We start from the raw sequence: 14,411 nt of genomic DNA, 5'->3' as shown, positions 1-14,411 counted from the left end.
ACTCCTTACGCGCTCAGCAGCTGCTTCATATCGTCTTCAACGTTGGTCACGGAACGCAGGCCGAATTTCTCGTTCAGCACGGCCAGCAGGTCCGGCGTCAGGAAGCCAGGCGCGGTCGGGCCGGTCACGATGTTGGTTACGCCCAGAGAGAGCAGGGTCAGCAGGATGACAATCGCTTTCTGCTCAAACCATGACAGCACCAGCGACAGTGGAAGATCGTTCACGCTGCAGCCTAGTTTCTCCGCCAGAGTGACCGCCAGGATGATCGCAGAGTAGGCATCATTACACTGTCCGGCATCCACCAGGCGCGGCAGACCTTCGATGTTACCGAAGTCCAGTTTATTGAAGCGGTATTTACCGCAGGCCAGCGTCAGGATCAGGCAGTCTTCCGGCACGCGGGTGGCGAAATCAGTGAAGTAGTTACGCTCGCCACGCGCGCCGTCACAGCCGCCGACGAGGAAGATATGGCGCAGTTTTTCACGGCTGACGAGATCGATCAGCGTATCTGCAGCCCCGAGCAGTGTTTCACGGCCAAAACCGACGGTAATCAGGTGCGGAATTTCACTGTACGGGAAGCCCGCCATCTGCTGCGCTTGCTTGATGACCGGACCAAAGTCATCGCCCTCTAGGTGGCTTACACCCGGCCAGCCGACGATGCTGCGGGTCCAGATGCGGTCGTCATACGCGCCCACGGTTGGGTCGATGATGCAGTTAGAGGTCATCACGATTGGGCCCGGGAAACGGGCAAACTCAACCTGCTGGTTCTGCCAGCCGCTGCCATAGTTACCGATCAGATGTTTGAATTTACGCAGCTCTGGATACCCGTGAGCCGGCAGCATTTCACCGTGGGTATAGACGTTAACCCCCGTACCTTCGGTTTGCTTCAGGAGGTTGTAGAGATCTTTCAGGTCATGACCGGAAATCAGGATGCATTTGCCTTCGGTTGCTTTGACATTGACCTGGGTGGGCGTTGGGTGGCCGTAGGTGCTGGTTTCACCGGCGTCCAGAATGCTCATCACTTTGAAGTTCATCTGGCCGATTTCCATTGAGCACTCAAGCAGCGCGTTCATATCTGCAGGCCAGGTGCCGAGCCACGCCATGATGTTGTGGTACTGGGCGTAGATGTCGTTGTCGTATTGACCGAGCACATGCGCGTGTTCCATATAGGCTGCGGCGCCTTTCAGACCGTACAGGCACAGCAGACGCAAGCCGAGGATATTCTCGCCAATCGCCGCTTTGTCTTTGTTTGGGGTGAACTCTGCCGCCTGACGCTGCAACTCGCCCAGATCGTCGCTCACCAGCTGAAGTTCTGACATCGGGTTTTCCACGCGGGCGTTAGCATCCGCCTTCAGACACTGCGCTTTCAGCGCTTCACGCAGGGCAATGGCTTCGCGGGCGTAGCCGACAATGCGTGGAGAGTCGAAGTTAACGTTGGTTAGCGTGGAGAAGAAGGCGCGCGGGGCGAAGCTGTCGACGTAGTGGTCGATGATGCCATATTCACGCGCTTTGCGCGCCCATGCGGAAAGGCCTTGCAGGGTCGCAATCAGCAGGTCCTGCAGGTCAGATGTTTCTGCGGTTTTGCCGCACATACCCTGTGCGTAAGAGCAGCCATTGCCTGCCGGGGTACGGATGGTTTGTTCACATTGCACACAAAACATAATCACACCTGTTAAAGTTATATTTAATATACATGTTTAAGGGTATGCCTGTGCCAGAACAGTGAAAAGGGCTTTTTGCTAGAAAATAAAGGGAGATTGATTTAGCGCAATTTTGGCGGCAGGAACCCTACCGCCAAAGAAGTATCAGGCCGAGAAGACCGCCATCAGAACCGGAACCAGCAGACTTAAAATAAAGCCGTGCACGATGGCGGCGGGCACCATCTCCAGTCCGCCAGAGCGTTGTAATACCGGCAGGGTAAAGTCCATTGACGTGGCACCACACAGGCCCAGTGCCGTAGAGCGACTTCGGCGCACCAGACCCGGGATCAGCATAATGGCAATTAACTCCCGTGCCAGGTCGTTAAAGAAGGCGGCGCTACCAATCACCGGGCCGAACGATTCGGTCAGCAGAATACCGGAGAGGGAATACCAGCCGAAACCTGAGGCCATCGCGAGGCCTGTTTTCAGCGGCAGGTCGAGAATAAAAGCGTTAATCACGCCCGCCACCATGGAGCTGGCGACAACAATGACCGCGACCATCATTCCCCGACGGTTCAGAACAATTTGCTTAAGCGTCATGCCATTATTTCGCAGCTGGATACCGATCAGGAACAGCAGGAAGATCAGCGTATATTCACTGGCCTCTGTTGCGTGCTGTAAAAATGCCCAGCCGGTCAGCCCAAGAAGAAACCCGAGCACCACAACGCCGCACAGTTTTAATGATTCCAGCGCCATCGCAATTCGGGAAGGCAGCTTTTCCTGATGATGATGGTTTTTCCAGGGAACGGTACGTTCAAGCCAGAAGAGTGCGGCAATATTACACAGTAAAATAACCACCACGGTGACCACCGAATAATGCAGGATAGAAAGCAGATTGGTCGCCAGATTATCCAGGAAGGCCAGGCTTATCCCCATAAAGAAAAGAATGACGTAAACAATCCAGCTGAGAAAACGGTTGATAAGACGTAATGCGGATTCCTGATGCAGCGGGATAAGGTAGCCCGCAATCAGGGGCAGCAGAATGATGAGGAGTCCTGAAAACATGAACAGCTGGTCCTTTTGAGTATCTGTTAAGCGTCAGTGACACTACCCAATAAAGGCTGTTCAGTAAAGCGGCAAAAAGAAAGCCGGGTGGCGACTGCGCCTTACCCGGCTTGAGTGTATGTGGGGTTGTGCGGCCTGATGCCCTCACCCCAACCCTCTCCCACGGGAGAGGGAGAAAATCATTAATCGCGTTTTTCCAGCAGGGTGCGATACAGCACGCCGCCCAGAATACCGCCGATGATTGGCATGACCCAGAACAGCCACAACTGCTCAAGCGCCCAACCGCCCTGGAAAATGGCAACTGCGGTACTGCGTGCCGGGTTGACGGAGGTGTTAGTGACCGGAATAGAAATCAGGTGGATAAGGGTCAGTGCGAGACCAATGGCAATAGGGGCAAAGCCTGCTGGTGCGTGTTTGTCAGTTGCGCCGTGGATCACCAGCAGGAAGCCTGCGGTCAGCACAATTTCAATCACGATGGCAGACAGCATGGAGTAGCCGCCAGGGGAGTGTTCACCGAAGCCGTTAGAGGCAAACCCGCTGGCTGCAGCGTCGAAGCCGGCTTTACCGCTGGCAATCACGTAAAGCACTGCTGCCGCAATAATACCGCCCACTACCTGAGCGACGATGTAGCCAATGACCTCTTTCGCAGGGAAACGGCCGCCCGCCCATAAGCCCAATGTCACCGCCGGGTTAAAATGACCACCCGAAATATGCCCTACGGCAAATGCCATGGTTAATACGGTTAAACCGAACGCCAGTGCGACACCGACAAAACCAATGCCTAGTTCCGGGAATGCCGCAGCGAGAACGGCGCTACCACAGCCACCAAATACCAGCCAGAATGTACCAAAGCATTCTGCTGCCAATTTTCTAAACATAACCACCTCAATAATAAATTTCCGCACGCTTTCCCGCGTACGGGATATATCGCCATAAAGGGATGACGACTCAAAGAGCCGTTATTCTAAAAACCAACAACACCCCTTCGCCACTTAAATAAATTCGATTAATTTGATTTAAGGCAATGTGATGTCAATCCTTGTTCAAATAAGCGGTAAATAGAGCATAGACCAATTTTCGTAAGGACGAATGTTATGCTGTCGTGACAGAACGCCGCCCGCTATACTGCTGATAACTTAAAGGAAAAAGTGGTCATTTCGCGGGGGATTTATGCTTCTCGAACGTGTGGAAATTGTCGGGTTTCGCGGGATTAACCGCCTGTCGCTGCATCTGGAGCAGAACAACGTCCTGATCGGTGAGAACGCCTGGGGTAAGTCCAGCCTGCTGGATGCGCTGACGTTGTTGCTTTCGCCCGAAGATGATTTGTATCACTTCGTCCACGACGATTTCTGGTTCCCCCCGGGTGACATCACGGGTCGTGAGAAGCATCTGCATATTATTCTGACGTTCCGGGAATCCGAGCCAGGACGCCATCGCGTGCGTCGATTCCGCCCGTTGTCACCTTGCTGGGTGCCGTGCGATGACGATTTCCATCGCATTTTCTATCGGCTCGAAGGTGAGATGTCGGAAAACGAAGGGGTACTGACCCTGCGTGATTTTCTTGATGAGAAAGCCAACCCGATCCCCCTGGAGAATATCGACGATCTGGCGCGCCACCTGACCCGCCTGACGCCGGTACTACGCTTGCGTGATGCGCGCTTTATGAGGCGTATCCGTAACGGTACCGTACCGCATATGCCGGAAGTGGAAGTTACGGCCCGGGAGCTGGATTTCCTGGCCAGAGAGCTGGTTTCGCGTCCGCAGAATCTGACCGATGGTCAAATCCGGCAGGGATTGTCCGCGATGGTGCAACTTCTCGAGCACTATTTTTCCGAACAGGGAACGTCGGAGTCGCGCCATCGTCTGATGCGCCGACGCTCTCATGATGAGCAACGAAGCTGGCGCTACCTCGATATCATTAACCGGATGATCGACCGGCCTGGAGGCCGTACCCATCGGGTGATTTTGCTGGGGCTGTTTTCGACACTTCTGCAGGCCAAAGGAACCGTTCGTCTTGACCGGGACGCCCGGCCGCTGCTGCTGGTGGAGGATCCTGAGACCCGCCTGCATCCCATTATGCTTTCCGTGGCATGGCATCTGCTGAATCTGCTACCACTCCAGCGTATTACCACCACCAATTCCGGTGAGTTATTGTCGCTGACGCCGGTTGAACACGTCTGCCGTCTGGTGCGTGAATCTTCGCGAGTTTCTGCTTACCGGCTCGGGCCTGGCGGTCTGAACGCGGAAGACGGGCGCCGCATTGCGTTTCATATTCGCTTTAATCGAGCATCGTCGCTTTTTGCCCGCTGCTGGCTGTTGGTTGAGGGGGAAACGGAAACTTGGGTTATCAACGAACTGGCGCGCCAGTGCGGCCACCATTTTGATGCCGAAGGCATTAAGGTGATCGAATTTGCCCAGTCGGGATTAAAACCGTTGATAAAATTTGCCCGCCGGATGGGGATCGAGTGGCATGTCCTGGTAGACGGTGATGAAGCGGGTAAAAAATATGCCTCAACCGTGCGTAGCCTGCTTAATGATGAGCGAGAAGAAGAGCGTGACCATTTAACCATGCTGCCCGCGATGGACATGGAGCATTTTATGTATCGTCAGGGGTTTGACGATGTATTTCACAGAATTGCGATGGTGCCGATCGATGTCCCGATGAACATGCGACGCGTGATTGCCAAAGCTATTCACCGTTCGTCAAAACCGGATTTAGCCATTGAAGTGGCGACGGAGGCGGGGAAGCGGGGCGTGGAGTCGGTACCGACGCTGCTGCGCAAGATGTTCTCCCGCGTGCTGTGGCTGGCACGCGGGAAAGCGGATTAAGGTTGGGTCGCCTGGTTCACTTGCTGAATCAGGCTATCCAGCAGTTCGTAGCGGCGGCGATATTCGGAACGTTTTTTGCTCGCAATTTCTTCCATCGGTTTACGTGGCATGACAAGCGGCAGCCTAAAGTTACCGTTATCCTGTTTCTCACCCCCAATGGAGATCCAGAAACTGTCGTAATCGGCCAGCAGTTTCCCCTCTTTTTTCTTGCGATAACGCCAGCTGCGATAAATATGAGTGGCGTTACTGACGGCAACAATCTGTTCTACCGGGAAAGCAGTGCCGAGCGTCATTGCGGCCTCAACGAGCAGACGTTTCGGGAACAGGCCATGACAGGCTTTCGTTGCCCCCTGGATAAGCTCGTGCGGAACATGTGCTTTTGCACCCTGCAAACCGCCGATAAACAGCGTCGCTTTTCCTTCAAACTGGCACAACGTAAAGGTCATTTCTGCCAGCACCGTGTTCTGGCTGTCACAGAAAGCGAGGGTGGCTTCCCCCTCTTTATCCAGGAATGCATCTGCGCACAGACGAACGGTAAATTGCTGTTCATCTTTGCCGGTTAAGGTCAGCAGCGTGAAGCCCTGTTTAGAAAGATAACCATTCAGCAGCGTCGCAGGAAGCTGGCGGCTCATCGTCTGATAGTGCCAGTTGAGGGATTCCAGCGCGTGCTGACTATCCATGTTCACCGTCAACCAGGGACGATGCAGCCGGCATGGCAGCCCAGGTTGTACCTGCAACATCTGCATCAGACGCGGTTGATTTGCAAGGCTCGTTAACAGGCGCGCAGTGCTAACAGGTGACGCCAGCGAACGTAACATGAATTTACGTCGATAGGAGGGGTTCTTCCACGCAAGCCCTGGTGTGAGCTGACCGAAAGCCAGATTTTTGAACAGCTGCCAGCCTGATTTAGGCTGCGGCAGGTTTGAAAAAGGTGTATCGACGATGGAAGACATGATAGATCCTGCTTCTTGTTGAAGAGCTTCATTTCAGCAGGCGAACGTTCAACATCTCGTAAACAAATTGTGACGATTTCGGGAATCAGGGGTTTCGTTGAGGAGTCGTTTAGATAAAATCAACACTGATAATTGCCAGAACATTTATTTGGAATATTTATGAACCTCAAGGGAAAACGCAGAACGCTGTTTCTGCTGCTGGCGGTCGTGGTTTTGGTCGGCGGATACTGGCTCTGGCAGGTGCTTAATGCCCCTGTGCCACAGTATCAGACACTGATTGTTCGCCCGGGCGAACTGCAGCAAAACGTCCTCGCAACGGGCAAACTTGACGCCCTGCGCAAGGTTGATGTCGGCGCTCAGGTCAGCGGCCAGTTGAAAACGTTGTCGGTAGAGATTGGCGACAAGGTGAAAAAAGGTCAGTTGCTTGGGGTAATCGACCCTGAACAGGCTGAGAACCAGATCCGTGAGGTGGAAGCGACGCTGATGGAACTGCGTGCGCAACGTGCACAGGCACTGGCAGAGCGTAACCTCGCCCAGGTGACGCTCACCCGCCAGCAGGCGCTTGCCAAAACTCAGGCTATTTCGAAACAAGATTTAGATACTGCCACGACAGAACTGGCGGTCAAGCAGGCGCAGATTGGCACTATTGATGCACAAATCAAGCGCAATCAGGCCTCGCTGGATACAGCGAAAACCAACCTCGATTACACGCAAATTGTTGCCCCGATGGCCGGGGAAGTCACCCAGATCACGACGCTTCAGGGCCAAACGGTCATTGCCGCACAGCAGGCGCCAAACATTCTGACGCTGGCAGACATGAGCACCATGCTGGTGAAAGCTCAGGTCTCAGAGGCGGATGTCATTCATCTTAAACCGGGGCAGAATGCCTGGTTTACGGTGCTCGGCGACCCGCAAACGCGCTATGAAGGTGTGCTGAAAGATATTCTGCCGACGCCGGAAAAGGTCAACGACGCCATTTTCTACTATGCCCGTTTTGAGGTGCCCAACCCGCAGGGCGTTCTGCGTCTGGACATGACCGCACAGGTGCATATTCAGCTCACCGGCGTGAAAAACGTGCTGACCATTCCACTCTCCGCGCTGGGTGAATCCACGGGAGAGGGCCGTTATAAGGTGAAGGTACTGCGCAATGGAGAAACCCGCGAGCGAGAAGTGGTGATCGGCGCGCGTAACGATACTGATGTGGTGGTGACGAAAGGGCTCGAAGAGGGTGAGGAGGTTGTCACCAGCGAAAGCCTGCCTGGAGCGCCTAAATGACGGCGCTGCTTGAGCTGAATGACATTCGTCGCAGCTACCCGTCGGGCGACGGCCCGGTGGAGGTGCTGAAGGGGATCTCGTTGCGCGTTGAGGCTGGCGAAATGGTGGCGATTGTCGGGGCGTCCGGTTCCGGTAAATCGACGCTGATGAATATTCTCGGCTGCCTGGATAAACCCACCAGCGGTACCTATCGCGTGGCGGGGATGGATGTCTCCACGCTTGATGGTGACGCGCTGGCAAAACTGCGGCGCGAACACTTCGGTTTTATCTTCCAGCGTTATCATCTGCTTTCTCATTTAAGTGCGGCACAGAACGTGGAAGTGCCCGCGGTCTATGCTGGCGTGGAGCGTAAGAAGCGGCTGGAGCGGGCACAAGCGTTATTAACGCGTCTGGGGCTGGCAGAACGGGTGGAATATCAACCGTCTCAGCTTTCCGGCGGTCAGCAGCAGCGAGTCAGTATTGCCCGTGCGCTGATGAACGGTGGACAGGTGATCCTCGCGGATGAACCGACCGGCGCGCTCGACAGCCATTCGGGTGAAGAGGTCATGGCGATCCTGCATCAGCTGCGCGATCAGGGGCACACGGTGATTATCGTGACGCATGACCCACAGATCGCGGCGCAGGCGGAGCGGATCATTGAGATCCACGACGGCGAGTTGGTCAGTAACCCGCCCCCTCGACAGTCCAGAGCGGCAGCACCGAAAGAAGCCTTGCCTGCGTCAACCGGTTGGGGACAATTTTCCAGTGGCTTTCGCGAGGCGCTGACCATGGCCTGGCTGGCGATGGCGGCTAATAAAATGCGCACCTTGCTGACGATGCTCGGCATTATCATTGGTATCGCCTCGGTGGTGTCGATTGTGGTGGTGGGCGATGCCGCCAAGCAGCTGGTGCTGGCCGATATTCGTGCCATCGGTACCAATACCATTGATGTCTATCCCGGCAAAGACTTTGGCGACGACGAGCCGCAGTATCAGCAGGCGCTGAAATATAACGATCTGGAGGCTATTCAGAAGCAGCCGTGGGTGAACTCCGCCACGCCTGCGGTTTCGCAAAACCTCCGTCTGCGCGTAGGGAATGTTGACGTTGCCGCCAGCGCGAATGGCGTCAGCGGGGACTATTTCAACGTTTACGGCATGACCTTCAGTGAAGGTGCCACCTTTAATGCCGAACAGCTGGCAGGCAGGGCACAGGTGGTGGTGCTGGACGCGAATTCACGCAGGCAACTCTTCCCCAATAAAACCAACGTGGTGGGGGAAGTCATCCTTGTGGGGAATATGCCTGCCACGGTCATTGGCGTGGCGGAAGAGAAACAGTCGATGTTTGGCAGCAGTAAGATCCTGCGCGTCTGGCTGCCCTATACCACCATCTCAGGGCGGATCATGGGGCAATCCTGGCTCAACTCCATCACCGTACGCGTGAAGGAAGGTTACGACAGCGCCCGGGCCGAGCAGCAACTGGAACAGTTACTTACGTTACGTCACGGGAAGAAAGATTTCTTCACCTGGAATATGGACGGCCTCTTGAAAACGGCGGAAAAGACCACACGTACTCTTCAACTGTTCCTCACGCTGGTGGCGGTGATCTCGTTGGTCGTCGGCGGTATCGGGGTGATGAATATCATGCTGGTGTCGGTGACCGAACGCACGCGGGAGATTGGCATCCGTATGGCGGTCGGGGCCCGGGCCAGCGACGTGCTACAGCAGTTTTTGATTGAAGCGGTGCTGGTGTGTCTGGTCGGCGGTGCAATGGGCATTGCGCTCTCGATGATGATCGCGTTTGCGCTCCAGCTCTTTTTACCCGGCTGGGAAATTGGTTTCTCACCTCTGGCTATTCTTACCGCATTTTTGTGTTCGACATTTACCGGCATTTTGTTTGGCTGGTTGCCGGCCCGCAACGCGGCGCGGCTGGATCCGGTTGATGCGCTGGCCCGCGAATAGGCTGAAAATAAAAATGCCAGCCGATCGGGCTGGCATTTTGACTGCGGGATGTACACAATAAAACAGAGAGCTATGCAACCGTCTCTGCTTCAATGGGTACGATAAGGCTTGCATGATTGCCTTTTGGCCCCTGGTGTACATCGAACCGGACGGACTGCCCGGCTTTGAGCGTTCTGTAACCATCCATCTGAATGGTGGAATAGTGAGCGAAGATATCCTCGCCGCCGCCTTCGGGGCAGATGAATCCAAACCCTTTGGCGTTGTTGAACCACTTAACAGTACCCATTTCCATGCTTCGACATCCTTCGTAAATCTTATAAATTAAGATGGAATGAACCGGTGGTGGAGTGGGGGCTGTTCAAAACCTCGCCATCTCACGCTTGTACAATTTAGAGAAACGAAAGAAGTCGTCAAGCGTTTGGCGCTGGAGATGGGACAATAATCAACCAAAGTTTGAAGCAGTTAACGCTATTGCAACAGTTTGTGACAGACATCGCGGATGACAGTAATAGATGATTGTTATCTAACATCTGAGGTAGATTCAAAGTGGTTATGCATAATGGGTAAGACCAACGATTGGCTGGATTTTGACCAGCTGGCGGAAGACAAAGTGCGCGACGCGCTAAAACCGCCATCTATGTATAAAGTTATGTTAATGAACGATGATTACACGCCGATGGAATTTGTTATTGACGTGCTACAAAAGTTCTTTTCTTATGATGTAGAACGTGCAACGCAACTGATGCTTACCGTTCATTATCGTGGCAAAGCGATCTGCGGCATCTTTACTGCCGAAGTGGCGGAAACCAAAGTGGCGATGGTGAACGACTACGCGAGGGAGAACGAGCATCCGTTGCTGTGTACGCTGGAAAAGGCCTGATAAGGCATAAAATTGGGGGAGGTGCCTATGCTCAATCAAGAACTGGAACTCAGTTTAAATATGGCTTTCGCCAGAGCGCGTGAGCACCGACATGAGTTTATGACCGTCGAGCATTTACTGCTCGCACTGCTTAGCAACCCATCTGCCCGCGAAGCGCTGGAAGCCTGCTCCGTGGATCTGGTGGCGCTACGTCAGGAACTCGAAGCCTTCATCGAACAAACTACACCGGTGCTGCCAGCCAGTGAAGAAGAGCGCGACACTCAGCCGACGCTCAGCTTCCAGCGTGTATTGCAGCGCGCGGTTTTCCACGTCCAGTCTTCCGGACGTAGCGAAGTGACTGGCGCCAACGTCCTGGTCGCCATCTTCAGCGAGCAGGAGTCGCAGGCTGCTTATCTGCTGCGCAAACACGAAGTCAGCCGCCTCGATGTGGTTAACTTTATCTCTCACGGAACGCGAAAAGACGAGCCTAACCAGGCATCGGATTCCAGCAATCAGGTCAATAACAATAATGAAGAGCAAGCAGGCGGGGAGGATCGTATGGAAAACTTCACCACCAACCTTAACCAGCTTGCTCGCGTTGGCGGTATCGACCCGCTGATTGGCCGCGATAAAGAGCTGGAGCGCGCGATCCAGGTGCTGTGCCGTCGCCGCAAGAACAACCCGCTGCTGGTGGGGGAATCTGGCGTGGGTAAAACCGCGATTGCCGAAGGCCTGGCCTGGCGTATCGTGCAGGGCGATGTGCCGGAAGTAATTGCCGACTGCACTATCTACTCGCTGGATATCGGCTCGCTGCTGGCGGGCACCAAATACCGCGGTGATTTTGAAAAACGCTTCAAGGCGCTGTTAAAGCAGCTGGAGCAGGACACCAACAGCATTCTGTTTATTGATGAAATTCATACCATCATCGGTGCAGGTGCGGCTTCTGGTGGCCAGGTGGATGCCGCTAACCTGATCAAACCGCTGCTCTCCAGTGGCAAGATCCGCGTGATTGGCTCCACGACCTACCAGGAGTTCAGCAACATCTTTGAGAAAGACCGTGCGCTGGCGCGTCGCTTCCAGAAAATCGACGTGACTGAACCGTCCGTCGAGGAAACGGTGCAGATCATCAATGGCCTGAAACCGAAGTACGAAGCGCACCACGACGTGCGTTACACCGCGAAAGCGGTACGTGCGGCGGTAGAGCTGGCGGTGAAATACATCAACGACCGTCATCTGCCGGATAAGGCGATTGACGTGATTGATGAGGCCGGGGCGCGTGCGCGCCTGATGCCGGCCAGCAAGCGTAAGAAAACCGTTAACGTGGCGGATATTGAGTCCGTGGTGGCTCGTATCGCGCGTATCCCTGAGAAGAGCGTTTCTCAGAGCGACCGCGACACGCTGCGTACGCTCGGCAATCGCCTGAAAATGCTGGTCTTTGGTCAGGATAAAGCCATTGAGGCCTTAACCGAAGCGATCAAGATGGCACGTGCTGGGCTGGGGCATGACCACAAGCCTGTCGGTTCCTTCCTGTTCGCCGGCCCAACCGGTGTCGGGAAAACTGAGGTGACGGTACAACTCTCCAAAGCCCTGGGCATTGAGCTGCTGCGTTTTGATATGTCCGAGTATATGGAGCGTCACACCGTCAGCCGTTTGATTGGTGCGCCTCCGGGCTATGTGGGCTTTGACCAGGGCGGTCTGCTCACCGACGCGGTGATCAAGCATCCGCACGCGGTACTGCTGCTTGATGAAATCGAGAAAGCGCACCCGGACGTGTTCAACATCCTGCTCCAGGTGATGGACAACGGGACGCTGACCGACAATAACGGGCGCAAGGCGGACTTCCGCAACGTGGTGCTGGTGATGACCACCAACGCCGGTGTGCGTGAAACCGAGCGTAAATCCATCGGCCTCATCCACCAGGATAACAGCACCGATGCTATGGAAGAGATCAAAAAGATCTTTACGCCGGAATTCCGTAACCGTCTGGACAACATTATCTGGTTCGATCACTTGTCTACCGAGGTGATCCATCAGGTAGTGGATAAGTTCATCGTCGAACTGCAGGTTCAGTTGGATCAGAAAGGCGTGTCGCTGGAAGTGAGCCAGGAGGCCCGCAACTGGCTGGCTGAGAAAGGCTATGACCGTGCGATGGGCGCTCGTCCAATGGCGCGTGTGATTCAGGACAACCTGAAGAAACCGCTGGCGAACGAACTGCTGTTTGGCTCGCTGGTGGATGGCGGCCAGGTGACGGTGGCGCTGGATCAGGCGAAGAATGAGCTGACGTATGATTTCCAGAGTGCGCAGAAACACAAGCCTGAAGCGGCTCACTGAGTTGTTTTAAATCTAAAAGCCGGGTTTTTTAACCCGGCTTTTTTGTGCCTGTTTTTCTCTCTCTCCCTGTGGGAGAGGGAAACAAGCCGCAGAGGAATTTTGCGAGGCGCTTTCCAGTTTCTTTCGAAGTTAGTTACTGGATAAATCCACAGTAATAAAATGTCGGCGCACCTGCAAAATCAGGTGACAGGATTGGCGTCCTGAAAGTGTGTGAGCAGCAGTAATGCTGCAGGCTTCGTTCGCCCTAAGGAAAAGGGTATAATTCTGCATCTGGCGGGCGAATCGGAAGCTTCTTTTGAAGCGCCAGTAGCACACACACTGGTACGCCAATTCCTTTTCGTCCGCCGCCAGCGAATCTGGCGTTTCCTGCGGTGGTAAATTCAAAGTGTGTGAAGGAATTACCCAATGAATACAGAAAACAATTTCGCCCAATTCTATAGCGAACTCTCCCTCAACCCCGATCTCCCAACTTTAGCCGAGCGCTGTAAACTGCTCACCGAAATCCTGCTCGACTGCAAGTCACTCCCACAAACGCAGCCTGTTTGCCGTTGCCTCGGTGCTTATCTGGAAGAAGCCAAAACCGGACTCGCAGAATCAATGCGCGATTTCCAGGTGGTTGAATTTGACGACGAGGCGGAACTGCCGAAGAAAAAAGAGTGGCTACTGGAAGATACCGAAACGAAGTGCGATTACTGTCGGGCGTTAAATCACGTGTTGCTGATTTCGCATTTTGACCACGATATGTTGCCGCACCTCACGGGGTTATTGCATGACATAGCGCATTCAATGGCGGCAGATTTGGTCGCATCTCGAGGTTCAGAAACGGTAATCCATATTATTTCCTGACGATGGTTCGAAGCCTGGAGGGTTCTTCTGACTCCAGATGTGTAACCCTTTTTTTGCAGCTTACGTAACGCATTGATTTATCAAGCATGGTTTCACGGTGCAGAAAAAAGGGTTTAATGTGCAGAAGTTGATTATTTTCTTTTCTAACAATAAGATGGCGTGGTTTCCCTTCAGTTCACTGCCGTACAGGCAGCTTAGAAAAGCAATTGTGGTCATGCATCTGTGCTTCATGAGTTCACTGCCGTACAGGCAGCTTAGAAATCAGCTTGACCTAACGCAACTTTAGTGTCGGCGTTCACTGCCGTACAGGCAGCTTAGAAAAATAGTGGTCGTATCGAGTTTGTCTTGAGAACGTTCACTGCCGTACAGGCAGCTTAGAAATTCGCCGCTTACTTCTGGATATTTATTTGCTGGTTCACTGCCGTACAGGCAGCTTAGAAAAATGTCGCATTTAATTTTTCGGGAAATGTTGGGTTCACTGCCGTACAGGCAGCTTAGAAAATATAAATTATTTGTATTAGCTGTAGTATAACGTTCACTGCCGTACAGGCAGCTTAGAAAAGGGGCAAGCAGAAACGCGCTGACGTCGTGTTGTTCACTGCCGTACAGGCAGCTTAGAAATGCTTGTTCATCTGGTTTACCCAGGCTGTTTTGTTCACTGCCGTACAGGCAGCACATT

General features: G+C 53.9%; 11 protein-coding genes and 1 CRISPR repeat array. Of the genes, 6 read left to right on the top strand and 5 right to left on the bottom strand.

Annotation, left to right across the window (positions count from 1 at the left end; all coding sequences use genetic code 11):
• Window positions 1-5: 5 nt before the first annotated feature.
• The 3 genes from hcp to aqpZ form a co-directional block, all read right to left on the bottom strand.
• The gene (gene hcp, locus WB237_RS09555; RefSeq protein WP_336212551.1) at window positions 6-1,658 is read right to left on the bottom strand and encodes a hydroxylamine reductase; all 1,653 of its coding nucleotides are present in this window, start codon (window positions 1,656-1,658) and stop codon (window positions 6-8) included.
• 144 nt (window positions 1,659-1,802) lie between these two features.
• Window positions 1,803-2,702: a lysine exporter LysO family protein gene (locus tag WB237_RS09550; protein WP_134707377.1), complete on the bottom strand. Its 900-nt coding sequence runs from the start codon at window positions 2,700-2,702 to the stop codon at window positions 1,803-1,805.
• 182 nt (window positions 2,703-2,884) lie between these two features.
• Entirely contained in the window at window positions 2,885-3,580 is a 696-nt protein-coding gene (gene aqpZ, locus WB237_RS09545) for an aquaporin Z (protein ID WP_025204573.1), read from the bottom strand.
• A 292-nt stretch (window positions 3,581-3,872) separates the two neighbouring features.
• On the opposite strand from aqpZ, the gene WB237_RS09540 reads away from it, so the two are divergent.
• Window positions 3,873-5,531 carry an ATP-dependent endonuclease gene (locus tag WB237_RS09540; RefSeq protein ID WP_336212548.1) on the top strand — a complete coding sequence of 553 codons (1,659 nt, stop codon included), beginning with the start codon at window positions 3,873-3,875 and terminating at the stop codon, window positions 5,529-5,531.
• Here the strand turns inward: WB237_RS09540 and WB237_RS09535 are convergent.
• A complete protein-coding gene (locus WB237_RS09535; RefSeq protein WP_336212546.1) occupies window positions 5,528-6,484 on the bottom strand; it encodes a VirK/YbjX family protein in 957 nt (318 codons plus the stop codon). The two genes, WB237_RS09540 and WB237_RS09535, sit on opposite strands and share 4 nt — an antisense overlap.
• Before the next feature lie 159 nt (window positions 6,485-6,643).
• On the opposite strand from WB237_RS09535, the gene macA reads away from it, so the two are divergent.
• Both macA and macB read left to right on the top strand, forming a co-directional pair.
• Entirely contained in the window at window positions 6,644-7,759 is a 1,116-nt protein-coding gene (gene macA / locus WB237_RS09530) for a macrolide transporter subunit MacA (RefSeq protein WP_237992065.1), read from the top strand.
• Window positions 7,756-9,696 (top strand): macrolide ABC transporter ATP-binding protein/permease MacB, encoded by a 1,941-nt coding sequence (gene macB, locus WB237_RS09525; protein WP_336212542.1) that lies wholly within the window; start codon window positions 7,756-7,758, stop codon window positions 9,694-9,696. Before macA ends, macB begins: the two co-directional genes overlap by 4 nt.
• A gap of 70 nt (window positions 9,697-9,766) precedes the next feature.
• On the opposite strand, the gene cspD is transcribed toward macB, so the two are convergent.
• A complete protein-coding gene (cspD, locus tag WB237_RS09520) occupies window positions 9,767-9,988 on the bottom strand; it encodes a cold shock-like protein CspD (protein WP_008499993.1) in 222 nt (73 codons plus the stop codon).
• A 267-nt stretch (window positions 9,989-10,255) separates the two neighbouring features.
• Between cspD and clpS the strand changes: the two genes are divergently transcribed.
• The 3 genes from clpS (at window position 10,256) to WB237_RS09505 (ending at window position 13,732) form a co-directional block, all read left to right on the top strand.
• On the top strand, window positions 10,256-10,576 hold the full coding sequence (clpS, locus tag WB237_RS09515) for an ATP-dependent Clp protease adapter ClpS (protein ID WP_006174393.1): 321 nt from the start codon (window positions 10,256-10,258) through the stop codon (window positions 10,574-10,576).
• A gap of 27 nt (window positions 10,577-10,603) precedes the next feature.
• Window positions 10,604-12,886 (top strand): ATP-dependent Clp protease ATP-binding subunit ClpA, encoded by a 2,283-nt coding sequence (gene clpA, locus WB237_RS09510; protein WP_049005459.1) that lies wholly within the window; start codon window positions 10,604-10,606, stop codon window positions 12,884-12,886.
• Between the two features lie 405 nt (window positions 12,887-13,291).
• Window positions 13,292-13,732, top strand: coding sequence for a hypothetical protein (locus tag WB237_RS09505; protein ID WP_336212539.1), 441 nt, complete (start codon window positions 13,292-13,294; stop codon window positions 13,730-13,732).
• A gap of 173 nt (window positions 13,733-13,905) precedes the next feature.
• Window positions 13,906-14,353: direct repeats of the CRISPR family, unit length 28 nt; unit sequence GTTCACTGCCGTACAGGCAGCTTAGAAA.
• Window positions 14,354-14,411: the final 58 nt, after the last annotated feature.

Source organism: Enterobacter sp. P82 (genome assembly GCF_037053385.1).
In the GTDB taxonomy this organism is placed as follows: domain Bacteria; phylum Pseudomonadota; class Gammaproteobacteria; order Enterobacterales; family Enterobacteriaceae; genus Enterobacter.
This window is presented reverse-complemented; position numbering and strand designations above follow the sequence as displayed.

Bases quoted from the DNA above. Each gene is read 5' to 3' on its own strand.
- hcp (WP_336212551.1), bottom strand. From the start codon at position 1,658: ATGTTTTGTGTGCAATGTGAACAAACCATCCGTACCCCGGCAGGCAAT.
- WB237_RS09550 (WP_134707377.1), bottom strand. From the start codon at position 2,702: ATGTTTTCAGGACTCCTCATCATTCTGCTGCCCCTGATTGCGGGCTAC.
- aqpZ (WP_025204573.1), bottom strand. From the start codon at position 3,580: ATGTTTAGAAAATTGGCAGCAGAATGCTTTGGTACATTCTGGCTGGTA.
- WB237_RS09540 (WP_336212548.1), top strand. From the start codon at position 3,873: ATGCTTCTCGAACGTGTGGAAATTGTCGGGTTTCGCGGGATTAACCGC.
- WB237_RS09535 (WP_336212546.1), bottom strand. From the start codon at position 6,484: ATGTCTTCCATCGTCGATACACCTTTTTCAAACCTGCCGCAGCCTAAA.
- macA (WP_237992065.1), top strand. From the start codon at position 6,644: ATGAACCTCAAGGGAAAACGCAGAACGCTGTTTCTGCTGCTGGCGGTC.
- macB (WP_336212542.1), top strand. From the start codon at position 7,756: ATGACGGCGCTGCTTGAGCTGAATGACATTCGTCGCAGCTACCCGTCG.
- cspD (WP_008499993.1), bottom strand. From the start codon at position 9,988: ATGGAAATGGGTACTGTTAAGTGGTTCAACAACGCCAAAGGGTTTGGA.
- clpS (WP_006174393.1), top strand. From the start codon at position 10,256: ATGGGTAAGACCAACGATTGGCTGGATTTTGACCAGCTGGCGGAAGAC.
- clpA (WP_049005459.1), top strand. From the start codon at position 10,604: ATGCTCAATCAAGAACTGGAACTCAGTTTAAATATGGCTTTCGCCAGA.
- WB237_RS09505 (WP_336212539.1), top strand. From the start codon at position 13,292: ATGAATACAGAAAACAATTTCGCCCAATTCTATAGCGAACTCTCCCTC.